Source organism: Mycobacterium sp. NGS18, from assembly GCF_059813185.1.
Map to the genome: position 1 here is coordinate 1 of NZ_JCALEC010000006.1, position 15,074 is coordinate 15,074.

Annotated in this window: 13 protein-coding genes; 7 read left to right on the plus strand and 6 right to left on the minus strand. The window is 68.2% G+C overall.

What is annotated here, in order from left to right:
- A partial coding sequence (gene coaA / locus AC5Y31_RS13075) for a type I pantothenate kinase (RefSeq protein ID WP_499980812.1) occupies positions 1-933 on the minus strand: 933 nt, incomplete at its 3' end.
- Between the two features lie 45 nt (positions 934-978).
- Between coaA and AC5Y31_RS13080 the strand changes: the two genes are divergently transcribed.
- The 6 genes from AC5Y31_RS13080 (at position 979) to AC5Y31_RS13105 (ending at position 8,427) form a co-directional block, all read left to right on the plus strand.
- Positions 979-2,184: a DUF885 domain-containing protein gene (locus AC5Y31_RS13080; RefSeq protein ID WP_065026071.1), complete on the plus strand. Its 1,206-nt coding sequence runs from the start codon at positions 979-981 to the stop codon at positions 2,182-2,184.
- Between the two features lie 49 nt (positions 2,185-2,233).
- Positions 2,234-3,508, plus strand: a complete 1,275-nt coding sequence (gene glyA / locus AC5Y31_RS13085; protein ID WP_499981056.1) for a serine hydroxymethyltransferase — start codon at positions 2,234-2,236, stop codon at positions 3,506-3,508.
- A 129-nt stretch (positions 3,509-3,637) separates the two neighbouring features.
- Complete coding sequence (locus AC5Y31_RS13090; RefSeq protein ID WP_499980814.1) at positions 3,638-4,465, plus strand: acyl-ACP desaturase; 828 nt, start codon at positions 3,638-3,640, stop codon at positions 4,463-4,465.
- Positions 4,466-4,661: 196 nt separating this feature from the next.
- Positions 4,662-5,969 (plus strand): RNA 5'-3' helicase PhoH2, encoded by a 1,308-nt coding sequence (gene phoH2 / locus AC5Y31_RS13095; protein WP_065026076.1) that lies wholly within the window; start codon positions 4,662-4,664, stop codon positions 5,967-5,969.
- 62 nt (positions 5,970-6,031) lie between these two features.
- Positions 6,032-6,835 (plus strand): polysaccharide deacetylase family protein, encoded by an 804-nt coding sequence (locus tag AC5Y31_RS13100; RefSeq protein WP_499981058.1) that lies wholly within the window; start codon positions 6,032-6,034, stop codon positions 6,833-6,835.
- Positions 6,836-6,903: 68 nt separating this feature from the next.
- Positions 6,904-8,427, plus strand: a complete 1,524-nt coding sequence (locus tag AC5Y31_RS13105; RefSeq protein ID WP_499980815.1) for an HNH endonuclease signature motif containing protein — start codon at positions 6,904-6,906, stop codon at positions 8,425-8,427.
- A gap of 13 nt (positions 8,428-8,440) precedes the next feature.
- On the opposite strand, the gene AC5Y31_RS13110 is transcribed toward AC5Y31_RS13105, so the two are convergent.
- The 3 genes from AC5Y31_RS13110 to glpX are packed head-to-tail and all read right to left on the minus strand — an operon-like array spanning position 8,441 to position 12,233.
- Complete coding sequence (locus AC5Y31_RS13110) at positions 8,441-9,769, minus strand: MFS transporter (protein WP_499980816.1); 1,329 nt, start codon at positions 9,767-9,769, stop codon at positions 8,441-8,443.
- 8 nt (positions 9,770-9,777) lie between these two features.
- Positions 9,778-11,175: a class II fumarate hydratase gene (locus AC5Y31_RS13115; protein ID WP_499980818.1), complete on the minus strand. Its 1,398-nt coding sequence runs from the start codon at positions 11,173-11,175 to the stop codon at positions 9,778-9,780.
- A gap of 26 nt (positions 11,176-11,201) precedes the next feature.
- Positions 11,202-12,233: a class II fructose-bisphosphatase gene (gene glpX, locus AC5Y31_RS13120; protein ID WP_301631110.1), complete on the minus strand. Its 1,032-nt coding sequence runs from the start codon at positions 12,231-12,233 to the stop codon at positions 11,202-11,204.
- A 56-nt stretch (positions 12,234-12,289) separates the two neighbouring features.
- Here glpX and AC5Y31_RS13125 point away from each other — a divergent pair, with 56 nt between their 5' ends.
- A complete protein-coding gene (locus AC5Y31_RS13125; protein ID WP_499980819.1) occupies positions 12,290-12,919 on the plus strand; it encodes a DUF4245 domain-containing protein in 630 nt (209 codons plus the stop codon).
- Here the strand turns inward: AC5Y31_RS13125 and AC5Y31_RS13130 are convergent.
- Both AC5Y31_RS13130 and AC5Y31_RS13135 read right to left on the minus strand, forming a co-directional pair.
- A complete protein-coding gene (locus AC5Y31_RS13130; RefSeq protein ID WP_499980820.1) occupies positions 12,902-14,026 on the minus strand; it encodes an AI-2E family transporter in 1,125 nt (374 codons plus the stop codon). The two genes, AC5Y31_RS13125 and AC5Y31_RS13130, sit on opposite strands and share 18 nt — an antisense overlap.
- A complete protein-coding gene (locus tag AC5Y31_RS13135; RefSeq protein ID WP_499980822.1) occupies positions 14,023-15,072 on the minus strand; it encodes an NAD-dependent epimerase/dehydratase family protein in 1,050 nt (349 codons plus the stop codon). Before AC5Y31_RS13135 ends, AC5Y31_RS13130 begins: the two co-directional genes overlap by 4 nt.
- Positions 15,073-15,074: the final 2 nt, after the last annotated feature.

Below are 15,074 nucleotides of genomic sequence, written 5' to 3' on the forward strand. Positions count from 1 at the left end.
CTTGCGCAGCCGCAGCCGGTTGATGGAGTGATCGGCGTCCTTGCGCAACACCAGTGTGGCCCGCGGCCGGGTGGGCAGGATGTTCTCGACCAGGTTGGGCCGGTTGATGGAACGCCAGATGTCGCGCGCGGCGGTCACCGCCTGCTGGTCGTTGAGCGCTGCGTAGTGGTGGAAGTGCGACTCCGGGTTGGCGAACGAGGTGGAGCGCATCGCCAGGAAGCGCGAGACGTACCAGTGCTCGATGTCCTCCACCCGGGCGTCGACGTACAGCGAGAAGTCGAACAGGTCCGAGATCATCAGCGTCGGCCCGGTCTGTAAGACGTTGAGGCCCTCGAGGATCAGGATGTCGGGGTGGCGGACCACCTGCTTGGCGCCGGGCACGATGTCATAGCTCAGGTGTGAGTACACCGGCGCGCAGGCGTAATCGGCCCCGGACTTCACCGAGGTGACGAAGCGCATCAGCGCACGACGGTTATAGCTCTCCGGAAACCCTTTGCGGTGCATCAGGTGCCGGCGTTCCAACTCGTGGTTGGGATACAAGAATCCGTCGGTGGTGACCAGGTCCACCCGCGGATGGTGTCCCCAGCGGGCCAGCAGCGCCTGCAGCACGCGGGCGGTCGTCGACTTGCCGACGGCGACGCTGCCGGCCACGCCGATGATGAACGGCACCGGCCGGTCCGGGTTCTGGTCGTGCTCACCGAGGAACTCCGAGGTCGCGGCGAACAGCTGCTGACGAGCGGCGACCTGCAGGTGCAGCAGACGCGCGAGCGGCAGATAAACCTCTTCGACCTCCAGCAGGTCGACCTGCTCACCGAGGCCGCGCAGGGCCACGACCTCTTCTTCGGTGAGCGGCATCGGCGTCGACATACGCAGCGCCCGCCATTGACGTCGGTCGAACTCCACATAGGGACTCGGCTCGCTAAGCCGCCGCATGACCGTACAGTCTTGCAGTAACCCCGGCGGTTAGCCTGATCGGGTATGGAGCCCGCCGAATTGACCCGTGAATACCTGCTGCTCGGTCTGCGCTTCGACCGGATCGAGTCAGGTTATGTCGACGCCTTCACCGGTGATCCGGCGCTGCGACGACGTGTCGAGAACGAGCCGATGCCCGAGCCGGCCGCGCTGGCCCGCCAGGCCGAGACGCTGCTCGCGGCGCTGCCGAGTGGTCTGCCGGAGGCGCGCGCCGACTACCTGCGGGTGCACCTGCGGGCGCTGGCGTGCGCGGGGCGCAAGTTCGCCGGGGAACAGGTCGGTTTCGTCGACGAGGTGCGCGACTACTTCGATGTCGACATCGCCAAGGGTGACACCGACCGCTACCGGCAGGCGCATGCCCGACTCGACGAAGCATTGGGCGGGACCGGCCCCTTGGCTGACCGGATGGCCGCGCACCGCCGGGCCGAGGAGATTCCGCCGGAACGGCTCGAGGCGGCTATCCACGCGTTCTCCTCGGCGCTGCGCGACCGGGTGCGCGTCCACTTCCCGCTGCCGGAGACCGAGGCCATCACCTACGAGGTCGTCACCGACAAGCCCTGGTCGGGATTCAACTACTACCACGGTGACTACCGCTCCACGGTGGCGGTCAACGCCGATCTCAAGCAGCTGATGTCGAACCTGCCGCGGCTGGTGGCCCACGAGTCCTACCCGGGCCATCACACCGAGCACTGCCGCAAGGAAGCCGGGCTGGTCGCGCAACTGGGCCAGGCCGAGCAGACCATTTTTCTGGTCAACACCCCGCAGTGTCTGATGGCCGAGGGGTTGGCCGACCTGGCGCTCTACGCCGCGGTGGGCCCCGGTTGGGGCGGCTGGGCCGCGGAGATCTACGCCGACCTGGGGCTGCGGTTCGACGGCGGGCGGGCCGAGGCGGTCTCGGAGGCCGCGGCGGCGCTGGCCGATGTGCGCCAAGACGCGGCGCTGATGCTGCACGACGAGCACCGCGACGCCGACGAGGTGGCCGACTACCTGCGTCGCTGGCTGCTGGTCCCCGACGATCGCGCCCGCCAAACCCTGCGGTTCCTGTCGTCGCCGCTGTGGCGGGCCTACACCTCGACATACGTGGAGGGCTACCGGCTGCTGCGCTCCTGGTTGGACTCCCGCCCGGCCGGGGTGGACCTCACCGAGCGGTTCGGTCGGCTGCTCGACGAGCCGCTGATCCCGTCGTCGCTACGGGCCGAGCTGGCTCTATAGACTGGCCCGCGTGACTGCGATGCCCAAATCCCGCCCCGCCTCCGCTGTGTTGTCGGCCCCGTTGCGCGAGCTCGACCCCGATATCGCCGAGCTGCTCGGTAAGGAGCTGGGGCGCCAGCGCGACACCCTGGAGATGATCGCGTCGGAGAACTTCGTGCCGCGTGCGGTGCTGCAGGCCCACGGCAGCGTCCTGACCAACAAATACGCCGAGGGCTTGCCCGGCCGGCGCTACTACGGCGGCTGTGAGCACGTCGACGTGGTGGAGAACATCGCCCGCGACCGCGCCAAGGAACTGTTCGGCGCCGAGTTCGCCAACGTCCAGCCGCACTCGGGTGCCCAGGCCAACGCGGCGGTGCTGCAGGCGCTGATGGAGCCCGGTGAGCGGCTGCTGGGCCTGGACCTCGCCAACGGCGGGCACCTGACCCACGGGATGCGGCTGAACTTCTCCGGCAAGCTCTACGACAACGCCTTCTACGGCGTCGACCCGGTCACCCATCGCGTCGACATGGACGTGGTTCGCGCGCAGGCGCTCGACTTCAGGCCGAAGGTGATCATCGCCGGCTGGTCGGCCTACCCGCGGGTCCTCGACTTCGAAGCCTTCCGCTCGATCGCCGACGAGGTGGACGCGACGCTGTGGGTGGACATGGCGCACTTCGCCGGGCTGGTGGCCGCCGGCCTGCACCCGTCGCCGGTGCCGCACGCGCAGGTGGTGTCCACCACCGTGCACAAGACCCTCGGCGGCCCGCGCTCCGGGCTGATCGTCGGCAAGAAGGAGTTCGCCAAGCAGATCAACTCAGCGGTCTTCCCCGGTCAGCAGGGCGGACCGCTGATGCACGTGATCGCCGCCAAGGCCGTCGCGCTCAAGATCGCCGGCACCGCCGAATTCGCCGAGCGGCAGCAGCGGGTGCTCTCCGGCGCCAAGATCATCGCCGAACGCCTGCTGGCCGCCGACGTCGCCAAGGCGGGGGTGTCGGTGGTCAGTGGCGGCACCGACGTGCACCTGGTGCTCGTCGACCTGCGGGACTCGCCGCTGGATGGCCAGATGGCCGAGGATCTGCTGCACGAGGTGGGCATCACCGTCAACCGCAACGCGGTGCCCAACGACCCGCGGCCGCCGATGGTGACCTCCGGGCTTCGGGTGGGCACCCCGGCGTTGGCCGCCCGCGGCTTCGGCGACGCCGAGTTCACCGAGGTCGCCGATGTCATCGCCACCGCGCTGGCGGCCGGCTCGGCCGCCGACGTACCGGCGCTGCGGGCCCGGGTCGCCAAGCTGGCGCAGGACTTCCCGCTCTACGACGGCCTGGAGGACTGGAAGCTCGCCTGACCCGGGCGCGGCGGAGCTTGCGGAGCCGGGCGCGGCGGGTCGCCCGTGGATGACCGGCCGCGTCGGCCGTGGAGGACACGCCGCCCCCGAGTTGACAAGATAGTGTGAATTCGGGTTACAGTTACTTTCATGGCTCAACGTCCCGTTGCTAATGCGCTGATTCGCGAGCTGGAACCGGTGGTCGCCGCGAACATGGTCCGTCACATCGACACGGTGGACCCGTGGTACGCGCACGACTTCGTGCCGTTCGAGCAGGGTGAGAACTTCGCCTTCCTCGGCGGCAAGGACTGGGACCCGTCGCAGGTCAGTTTGCCCAAGGTGATCACCGACGCGTGCGAGATCCTGCTCATCGAGAAGGACAGCCTGGCCGGCTACCACCGCGAACTGGTCGAGCACTTCATCCTTGAGGACAAGTGGGGACGCTGGATCGGCCGGTGGACCGCCGAAGAGCACCTGCACGCCATCGCACTGCGCGAGTACCTGATGGTGACCCGGGAGATCGACCCGAACGAAAACGAGCGTGTTCGCATGGAGCACGTGCAGAAGGGCTATCGGGCCGACCGTTACAGCCAGGTCGAGACGCTGGTGTTCATGGCCTTCTACGAGCGCGCGTGCGCCGAGTTCTGCCGCAACCTGGCCGACAAGACCGACGAGCCGGTGCTCAAGGGTCTGATCAGCCGCATCGCCGGGGACGAGGAACGCCACGAGGAGTTCTTCGCCAACCTGATCGCGCACTGCCTGGACTACGTGCCCGAGGAGACGGTGGCCGCCATCGCCGCTCGGGCCGCCGAGCTGAAGATCGTCGGCGCCGACATCGACGCCTACGCCGACCGGCAGGCCGGAATCGCCGAAGCCGGCATCTTCGGGCCCGACCAGTTGCGCCGGGTGATCTCCGACCGGATCAGCGCCTGGGGCTTGGCCGCTCACCCCGATCTGAAGGCCTTCGCTATCAGCTGATCAGCTCCGGCGCGCCTGCCCGGCGGGCGCCCGACGACGGGGGTACCGTCGCAATCGATGGCTAGCCACACGCTCTGCTGTCTAGGCGGCACCACCGGTCATGAACTCGACAGGACCGGCCCTGGTCCTGGTGCCGTATCACCCCGTCGAATTGCTCGCGCGGGGTCGCGCGGGCCCTCACCCGCTGGAGCGCTCAGTGCCTGAAATCCGGACGTACGTGCTCGACACCTCCGTGCTGCTATCGGACCCGTGGGCTTGCACCCGGTTCGCCGAGCACGAAGTCGTCGTCCCGCTGGTGGTGATCAGCGAGCTGGAGGCCAAACGCCACCATCACGAGCTCGGCTGGTTCGCCCGCCAGGCGCTGCGCCTCTTCGACGATATGCGATTGGAGCACGGTCGTCTGGATCAGCCGATTCCCGTTGGTACCCAAGGCGGTAGGCTGCACGTCGAGCTCAACCACAGCGACCCTTCGGTGTTGCCCTCGGGGTTTCGCACCGAGGACAACGACTCGCGGATCTTGACCTGCGCCGCCAACCTCGCCGCCGAGGGGCGACGAGTCACGTTGGTGAGCAAGGACATTCCGTTGCGGGTCAAGGCCGCCGCGGTGGGTCTGGCGGCCGACGAATACCACGCCCAGGATGTCATCGTCTCCGGCTGGACCGGGATGGACGAGGTCGAGGCGTCCGTCGATGACATCGACGCCCTGTTCGACGAGGGCGAGATCGACCTGGCATCCGCGCGGGATCTGCCGTGCCACACCGGAGTTCGCCTGCTCGGCGGTAGCTCGCATGCACTGGGCCGGGTCAACGCGGCCAAGCGAGTGCAGCTGGTCCGAGGTGACCGGGAGGCCTTCGGGCTGCGCGGTCGCTCCGCCGAGCAGCGGGTGGCACTGGATCTACTGCTCGACGAGTCGGTAGGCATCGTCTCACTCGGCGGTAAAGCCGGCACCGGTAAGTCCGCGCTAGCACTGTGCGCCGGCCTGGAAGCGGTCCTGGAGCGGCGCACGCAGCGCAAGGTGGTGGTGTTCCGCCCGCTGTACGCCGTCGGCGGCCAGGAACTCGGCTACCTGCCCGGCTCCGAGAACGAGAAGATGGGCCCCTGGGCCCAAGCGGTGTTCGACACTCTGGAAGGTCTGGCCAGCCCGGCGGTGCTCGAGGAGGTGCTGTCCCGCGGCATGCTCGAAGTGCTGCCGCTGACCCACATCCGGGGCCGGTCGCTGCACGACTCGTTCGTGATCGTCGACGAGGCCCAGTCGCTGGAGCGGAACGTGCTGCTGACGGTGCTGTCGCGGCTGGGCACCGGTTCGCGGGTGGTGCTCACCCACGACGTCGCCCAGCGCGACAACCTGCGGGTCGGCCGGCACGACGGCATCGCCGCGGTGATCGAGAAGCTCAAGGGTCACCCGCTGTTCGCCCACATCACGCTGCTGCGCAGTGAGCGTTCGCCGATCGCCGCGCTGGTCACCGAGATGCTCGAGGAGATCAGCGGCCCCGATCTGCGCTGAGTCCCCGGTAGGCTGCCCGCGTGCAGTGTCTGCGAGTGCTTGCCGGTCTGATCGCTCTTGCGGTGGTGGCTGCATGTGCCTCCCCGGCCCACCACGCTGCCGCCGGTCCGGTGGACTGCGCGGTGGTCAAGTGTGTGGCGCTGACCTTCGACGACGGGCCGTCGCCCTACACCGACCGGCTGTTGCGGATCTTGAACGACGCCGACGCCCGCGCGACGTTCTTCCTGATCGGCAACAAGGTGGCGGCCGACCCGGCGGGCGCCGCGCGGATCGCCGAAGCCGGGATGGAGATCGGCAGCCACACCTGGGAACACCCGAACATGACCACGATTCCGTCGGCGGACGTGCCTGCCCAGTTCAGCCGGGCCAACGACGCGATCCGCTCGGCGACCGGTTCCACGCCGACGCTGTGGCGCCCGCCCGGCGGGCTCACCAATGACGCGGTGAATGCCCAGGCCGCGACGTTCGGTTTGGCCGGAATCCTCTGGGACGTCATCCCGTTCGACTGGATCAACGACGCCGACACCGCCGCCACCCGCTACATGCTGACGACCCAGATCAAGCCAGGCTCGGTGGTGTTGTTCCACGACACCTACTCGTCCACCGTCGATCTGGTCTACCAATTCCTGCCGGTGCTGAAAGCCAATGGCTACCGGATGGTTACGGTCGGCGAGCTGCTCGGGCCGCGCGCACCGGGCAGCGTGTACGGAAGCCGGGACAACGGCCCACCGGTCAGCGACCTGCACGACATCCCGCCCGGCGACATCCCGGGGCTGCCGGCGACGCCGTCGCCGCCGCCGATGCCGAACTTCCCGATCACCGACATCGCCGGGGCGAATTCGGGGGGACCGAACAACGGGGCGTAGGCGTTTTCAGTAGCGTCGCCCTCTAATCGCGAAGGCGCGCGTCGGCGGGTTCGCGTATAATCGAACACATGTTCGAGTCGTCAAGGTCACAGCCGCCGTCGCCGGCGTCGGTGGCTGAGTTCAGTGCGTGGTTTTCGCAGCGCCATCATGCGACGACGCCGGAGTCGGCGGCGTTGGTAGACCGGATCTGTGCCTCGGCGCGGGCGGAGAATCGGGCGGCGGCGGCGCACCTGGTGGCGATCGGGGAGTTGTTCGCGCTGCGGTTGAGCCGGTGCAGCGAGACCGAGGACTGGGCCATCGACACCACCGCAGCGGTCACCGCCGAAGTGGCCGCGGCGTTGCGGATCAGCCAAGCGCTTGCCGGTAGTCGGTTGCGGTATGCCCGGGCGATGCGCGAGCAGCTGCCCAAGGTGGCCGAGGTGTTCAAAGCCGGCGATATCGATGTGCGGTTGTTTCAGACCATCGTCTATCGCACCGAGCTGATCACCGATCGTGAGGTGCTCGCGGCCGTGGATACCGAGTTGGCGCTCAAGGTGCCGCGCTGGCCGTCGCTGACGGCAGCCCGGCTGGCCGGCAAGATCGACAAGATCGTCGCCAAAGCCGATCGAGATGCGGTGCGCCGCCGCAAAGAACGCCAGGTGCAGCGCCAGATCGCGTTTAGTGATCAGGAGGGTGGTATCTCCGAGATCTACGGCAGCTTGTTCACCACGGATGCCCGTGCCCTGGGCAAGGCCTTGGACGCGTTGGCGGCCACGGTGTGCGAGCACGATCCGCGCAGTCGTGATGAGCGCCGCTCGGATGCGATGGGTGCCCTGGCCGCGCGGGCGGATCGGCTGGGATGTCGTTGCGGGCGCCCGGATTGTGCGGCGGGGTCGCGCCCCGCTGCTTCGCCGGTGGTCATGCATGTCATCGCCGAGCAGGCCACTATCGATGGGACGGGTAACGAGCCGGGATGGTTGGTGGAGGCTGATGGCCTCGTCCCGCCGGAACTGATTGGACAGCTGGCCAAGTCGGCCCGGTTGGTACCACTGGTCCACCCCGGTGATGCCCCGCCCGAGCCGGGCTATGTGCCCTCGGCGGCATTGGCGGCGTTCGTGCGCGCCCGGGATCTGACCTGCCGCTGGCCCGGCTGCGACCGCCCCGCTCTGGACTGCGACATCGACCACACCGTCCCCTACGCCGACGGCGGCCCCACCCACGCGTCGAACCTGAAGTGTTACTGCCGCACCCACCATCTGGTCAAGACGTTCTGGGGCTGGAGCGATCAACAGCTACCCGATGGGACGGTCATCTTGACCTCACCGTCGGGGCAGACCTATGTCACCACCCCGGGCAGCGCGCTGCTGTTTCCCCACCTCTGTGCGCCCACCGGGGACCTGCCGTCACCGCAGCCGAAACCGGAGGGCCCATGCGGAGAGCGCACCGCGATGATGCCCCGGCGCCGGCGCACCCGGGCCCAGAACCGGGCGGCGCAAACCGCCACGGAGCGAAACCAGAACCGGAAAGCCCGCGAAGCCCGCCGCGCCGGCCGCCAAGCCGTTTGGTTCCCCAAAGTCTCAGCTGCGAACGACGACGACCCGCCGCCTTTTTAGACGCAGCTAGGCCTCAACGAGGTTGTCCCGCCCCCGGATTCGGGGCGGAACCGAGCCGGACGACCAACGCCGCCGCTGCCAGCGAAAACGCCCCGACCACCCACAGTCCGGCCTTGTTGCTGCCGGTCAGGTCCGTCAGCCAGCCTGTGACGTAGGGACCGCCGAAGCCGCTGAGGTTGCCCAGGGAATTGATCAAGGCGATCCCGCCGGCCGCCGCCGTACCGGTGAGGAACGTCGACGGCAGCGCCCAGAACACCGGCATCGCGCACATAATCGAGCACGTCGACACCGTGATCGCGACCATCGCCAGGTACGGGTTGGCCATGTACAGTGCCGCCGGGATGCTCACACCGCCGACGATGGCAGGGATCGCGACATGCCAGACGCGTTCCCCGGTCCGGTCAGCGTGCCGTGCCCAGGGCACCATCACCACGGCTGCGATGGCCCAGGGGATGGCGGTCACGATGCCGCTTCCGATGATGCTCAGGTGCGTTCCGTACTGCTGGGCAAATCCGGTGACGATGGTCGGCAGGAAGAACCCGACGGCGTAGAGCCCGTAGACGACCCCGAAATAGACGAACGCCAGCGCCAGCATCCGGGGATGGCTCAGCGCCTTCTTGAGCGGCCAAGGCCGCCCGGCCTCGGCCGCGGCCCGCTCACTCGCCAGGGTTTCCTCCAGCCACTGCCTCTCATCGACGGACAACCAGCGTGCCTGCGCAGGCCGGTCGGTCAGGTAGAACCAGCACGCGAACGCGAGCACGATCGCGGGCAGTCCCTCGACCAAGAACATGACACGCCAGCCGGCAAGACCGAAAATGCCCTGGCCCCAGTCGATGACCAATGAGGACAAGGTGGAGCCGACCGCCGTCGACACCGGTACCGCCACCATGAACAGCGAGATCGCCCGGGACCGCTGCTTTTCGGGGAACCAGAACGTCAGATAGAGGATGATCCCCGGAAAGAATCCGGCCTCGGCCACTCCCAGCAGGAACCGCAGCACCACAAGCGTCGGTGCGTTGGGCACGAAAGCGATTGCGGTGCTGACGATTCCCCAGGTCAGCATGATCCGGGCCAGCCAACGCCGGCCGCCGAACCGATGCAGTGCGATGTTGCTGGGAATCTCCAGGAACAAGTAGCCGAAGAAGAAGATCCCCGAGGCGAAACCGAACATCGTCGCGGTCATGCCGAGTTCGTCGTTCATGCCGTTGGGCCCGGCGAACCCGATATTGACACGGTCGAGGTAGTTGACGAAGTACAGCAGCCCCAGGAAGGGGATCAGTCGACGGGTGACCTTCGCCGTCGCCGACTTGGCCGCTGCGGGAGCGGCGTGATCGGCGGTCATCAGCTGGCTTAGGCGTCCTTCACCTTGGCCATCGCCAGCACGTCGAGGCGCTTGTCCAGCTCGGCCTCCGAGAGCTTGTCGCCGATCAGGCCGCGGTCGATCACCGTCTGGCGAATCGTCTTGCGCTCCTTGAGAGCCTGCTTGGCCACCGCGGCGGCCTCCTCGTAGCCGATCGCGGAGTTCAGCGGTGTCACGATCGACGGGCTGGACTCGGCGAGCTCGCGCAGGTGGTCCTCATTGGCGACCAGTCCGACGATGCAGCGCTCGGCGAACAGCCGCGAGACGTTGGTCAGCAGCTTGAAGGACTCCAGCGTGTTGCGGGCCATCATCGGGATGTAGACGTTGAGCTCGAAGGCGCCGTTGCCGCCGCCCCAGGCGATCGCCGCGTCGTTGCCGATCACCTGCGCCGCCACCTGGGTGACCGCCTCGGGCAGAACGGGATTAACCTTGCCCGGCATGATCGAGCTGCCCGGCTGCAGGTCGGGCAGCTGAATCTCGGCCAGCCCGGTCAGCGGGCCCGAACCCATCCAGCGGATGTCGTTGGCGATCTTGGTCAGCGACACCGCGATGGTGCGCAGCGCCCCGGACGCCTCGACCAGACCGTCACGCGCCGCCTGGGCTTCGAACGAGTTCGCCGCGGTACGCAACTCGGTGATGCCGGTCTCGGCGACCAGTACCTCGACCACCTTGGCGCCGAAGCCTTCCGGAGCGTTCAGTCCAGTACCGACGGCGGTACCGCCGATCGCCAACTCACCCAGGCGGGGCAGCGTCGACTGCACCCGCTCGATCCCGGCGGCGATCTGGCGGGCATAACCGGAGAACTCCTGGCCCAGCGTCACCGGAACGGCGTCCATCAGGTGGGTGCGGCCCGACTTCACCACGGTGCGCCATTCGGTCGCCTTGGCGTCCAGCGCGTCGTGCAGCACCTGCAGTGCCGGAATCAGGTGGCGCACCGCCGCTTCGGTGGCCGCGATGTGGGTGGCGGTCGGGAAGGTGTCGTTGGACGACTGCGACATGTTCACGTCGTCGTTGGGGTGCACCGTGACGCCGTTGGCGGCCGCGATCGAGGCGATCACCTCGTTGGTGTTCATGTTCGAGCTGGTGCCCGAGCCGGTCTGGAACACGTCGATGGGGAACTGGTCGTCGTGCTTACCGTCGGCGATCTCAGCGGCGGCGGCCTTGATCGCGTCGGCCTTCTCGCGCGCCAGTAGTCCCAGGTCGGCGTTCACCTGCGCGCACGCGCCCTTCAGCAGGCCGAGCGCCCGGATCTGGGTGCGCTCCAGGCCGCGACCGGAGATCGGGAAGTTCTCCACCGCCCGCTGGGTCTGCGCGCGCCACAGCGCATTCACCGGCACCCGGACCTCGCCCATGGTGTCGTGTTCGATGCGGTATTCGGTGTCGCTCATAGGTTTCAGGTCCTCGCTTGACGTCGTCAGGGCAGGGGGTAGGCGGCGTGTGCGTCGCCGGTGAAGTCGACCGCCGAATACTCGTTGAGCTTCGACAGCCGGTGATATGCCTCGATCATCCGGACGGTGCCGGACTTCGAGCGCATCACGATCGATTGCGTGGTGCAGCCGCCGGGGTAGTAGCGCACACCCTTGAGCAGGTCGCCGTCGGTGACGCCGGTGGCGCAGAAGAACACGTTGTCGCCGGAGACCAGATGCTCGGTGGTCAGCACCTCGTCCAGGTCGTAGCCGGCGTCGACGGCCTTCTGCCGCTCGGCGTCGTCGGTGGGCGCCAGCTGGGCCTGGATCTCACCGCCCATGCAGCGGATCGCCGCGGCGGCGATGATGCCCTCCGGGGTGCCGCCGATGCCGGCCAACATGTCGGTGCCCGAGTCGGGCCGGCATGCCGCGATGGCGCCGGCCACGTCGCCGTCGGTGATCAGCCGGATGCGCGCGCCGGCGGCCCGCACGTCGTGGATGAGCTGCGCGTGCCGAGGCCGGTCCAGAATGCACACCGTCATGTCGCGCGGTGACAGGCCCTTGACCTTGGCGACCGCCTTGATGTTCTCGGCGATCGGCTTGGTGATGTCCAGGACGTCGGCGGCCTCGGGGCCGACCGCGATCTTGTTCATGTAGAACACCGCCGAGGGGTCGAACATCGCGCCGCGTTCGGCCACCGCCAGCACGGAGATGGCGTTGGGCATGCCCTTGCTCATCAAGGTGGTGCCGTCGATCGGGTCGACGGCGAAGTCGCAGTCGGGTCCGTCGCCGTTGCCGACTTCCTCCCCGTTGTAGAGCATCGGCGCGTGATCCTTCTCGCCCTCGCCGATCACCACCACGCCGCGCATCGACACCGAATTCACCAGTTCGCGCATCGCGTCGACGGCCGCGCCGTCCCCGCCCTCCTTGTCGCCGCGGCCGACCCACCGGCCGGCGGCCATGGCGCCGGCCTCGGTCACCCGCACCAGCTCCAAGGCCAGGTTGCGGTCTGGGGGTTCACGGCGAGGAGGTGCGGTCATGGTTGTTGATTGTCCCAGAACAGGATGGACGGCCCGGAGCTGGGATACTGGCATCCGTGAGCACAGAGCCCCAGCCGGCGCCGAGACCCGCCAAACCACGCCTGCTGCAGGACGGCCGCGACATGTTCTGGTCGATCGCGCCGCTGGTCCTGGCCTGCATCGTGCTGGCCGGAGTGGCCGGGACGTGCTCGTTTCATCCCGGCGGCATGTCGCCCGGGCCGGTGCCCTCCTACGACGCCGTCGCCGCGCTGAACGCCGATGCGCAGACGCTCGGGTTTCCCGTCCGGCTGCCGGCGCTGCCGGAAGGCTGGCAACCCAACTCCGGCAGTCGGGGCAGCATCACCGACGGGCGCACCGACGCTAAAGGCCAGCGGCTGCGCGCGGTCACCTCGAGAGTCGGCTACATCACCCCGACCGGGATGTATGTCAGCCTGACCCAGAGCAACGCCGACGAGACCGCGCTGGTCACCGCGATCCGCCCCGGACTGCATGCCACCGGTAGCGAGGACGTCGACGGCACCGGCTGGGTGGTCTACCAGGGCGAGGGCGAGCCGGTGTGGACCACCCGGTTGACCTCGACGGGCGGCCCGGCCCAGCTCGCGATCACCGGTGCGGCCGCTGCCGAGCAGTTCCGCGTTCTGGCGGCGGCCGTGCAAGCGCAGGCGCCGCTACCGACGACCCGGTAGGGGGAGGCGCCACCGTCGCGGCTTGGGCTCCTCATCTTCGGTCTGCAACTCCACGCCGTGATACACCGCCAGGTAGACGTCGATGGTGGTGACGATGATGATCATCACCACCGGGCCGATCACGATGCCCCAGAAGCCGAACATGGCGATCCCGGCGAAAACCGCCAGCAGCATCAACGCCGAGTTGAGCCGGGCGTCGCGCGGCACCAGGATCGGCCGCAGGACGTTGTCGATGTTGGTGACGACGATCAGGTGGAACGCCACCACGAACACCCCGCCGACGACGTTGCCGAACAGTGCCATGCCCACGCCGAACGGGATGGTGACGATGCCCCCGCCGAGCGGGATCACCGACAACGCCGTCAGCAGGATCGCGAAGATGAAGAACGCCTGGTGGAACCCGCCGATGTAGATCGAGGCGGCCCCGGCCACCCCTTGGCAGAACGCGATGACGAACTGCCCGCCGACGGTGCCGCGCACCATCGAGCCCATTTTGGCCAGGTACAGATCGGTGACGTCGGCACCGAGCGGGTTGAGCTGGCCGATCAGGGTGTGCAGTTCCTCGCGGTGGGTCAGCAGCGCGAGGAACACGTACAAGAAGATGATGGCCGCGGTGATCGCCCCGACGAAACCTCCGACGGCGCCCTGCAGCACCTGCAGCAGCATTTCGCCGCCCCGCTGCGCCACATTGACCATCGCCCCGCGCAGCGAGTCCATGGTCAGCTGGACGTGCACGAACGGAATCCGCTCCAGCAGGCCGTTGACGAACGTGAGCACCTTGTCGCCGAGGGTGTTGGGATCGGTGGACTGCACCCACTCCGCCACCTCGCCAGCGGTGCGGGTGATCTGCATGACGGCCAGAAAGATCGTCAGGCTGACCGGGACGATGACGGCGATCAGCGCGGCCAGCAGCGTGCCGGTGGCCGCCAGGCCGGTCGGCAGCCGTCGGCCCAGGGCGCGGAACAGCGGGGTGAACAGGTAGGCACCCACCGCGGCCACCACGATCAGCACGAAAAAGGTGCGCAGGAAGTACGCCCCGAACAGCAGTGCGATAACGGTGAAGACCGCAAGGGCACGCCGCTGAGTAGGGGAGAAGTCGGAGTTCACGGGCGCGGGTCGTCCCACTTGTCAGCGATGGCCCGCCACGGGTCGGCGAACTTCTTGCCGGTGCCGAAGTAGGGCGCGCGCCAGCGCAGGACGACGTGAGCCAACGGAGCAACCACCCTGAGTAGGTAGCGCTGTGGGCCGGCCTTCGCGGTCGTCTCCGCCAACATCTGCGGCCAGGAGTGGTGCCGGAAGCCCAGCGCCTCCTGGGCGCGACTGGTGTCCATCCAGTCGGTGTTGAACCAGTCCTCGTCGCTGTCGGGGTTGCCGGGCAGGCCCGCGGGGATCCCGTTGACCAATCCCATTGCTGCGGCCATCGCCGGCGCGATGTCGCCTTGCAGCTGGCGGTGGGTGTCGTCACCGCCGATCAGCAGGGTCTCGCCGACCACGGGTGCGGTGGTGGCCGCGACGAACGCCGAGGCGACGTCCCGCACGTCCACGGTTTGCAGTCTGCCGTCGGACGGGAGCAACTGCTCGAAATACAGGCTGTCGAGATTGATGCTGGAGCCCAGGTCGACGGCGAGCACTCCGCCGAGCCGCAGGACCACCCAGTCCAGCGTGGAATCACGAACCAGTTGTTCGGCCTGCACTTTGTGGTCGCCGTAGACGTCGGCCGGATTGGTCGGGGTGTCGGCGGTCAGCACGCCGGAGACGGTGTGCGGGTTGCGGGAGCCGTACACCGCGATGCTGGAGGCCTGCACGAAGCGCGGCGGGTCGGGCTGCTGCGCCGCCGCGGCAAGAAGGTGCCCGGTCGCCTCGACGTTGACCCGGTAGGCCAGCTTGCGGCGCGAATAGATCAGCGGTGGGATCACCGCGGCCAGATGGATGATCGCGACGGGTTCAACGGTGGCGACGAGCTCATCGACCGCCGCGGCGTCAGTGAGGTCGGCATATCGCACCGTTACCGATTTCGGCAGTGCCGCCGCCGCTTTGCGATTGGCCGGGATGTCGAGATCTGTTGCGACAACGCTTCGGCCGTCCGCGGCCAACTGCCGCACCACTGCCGAACCGACCAGACCGAATGCGCCGGTCACCAACACCGTGCCCACGA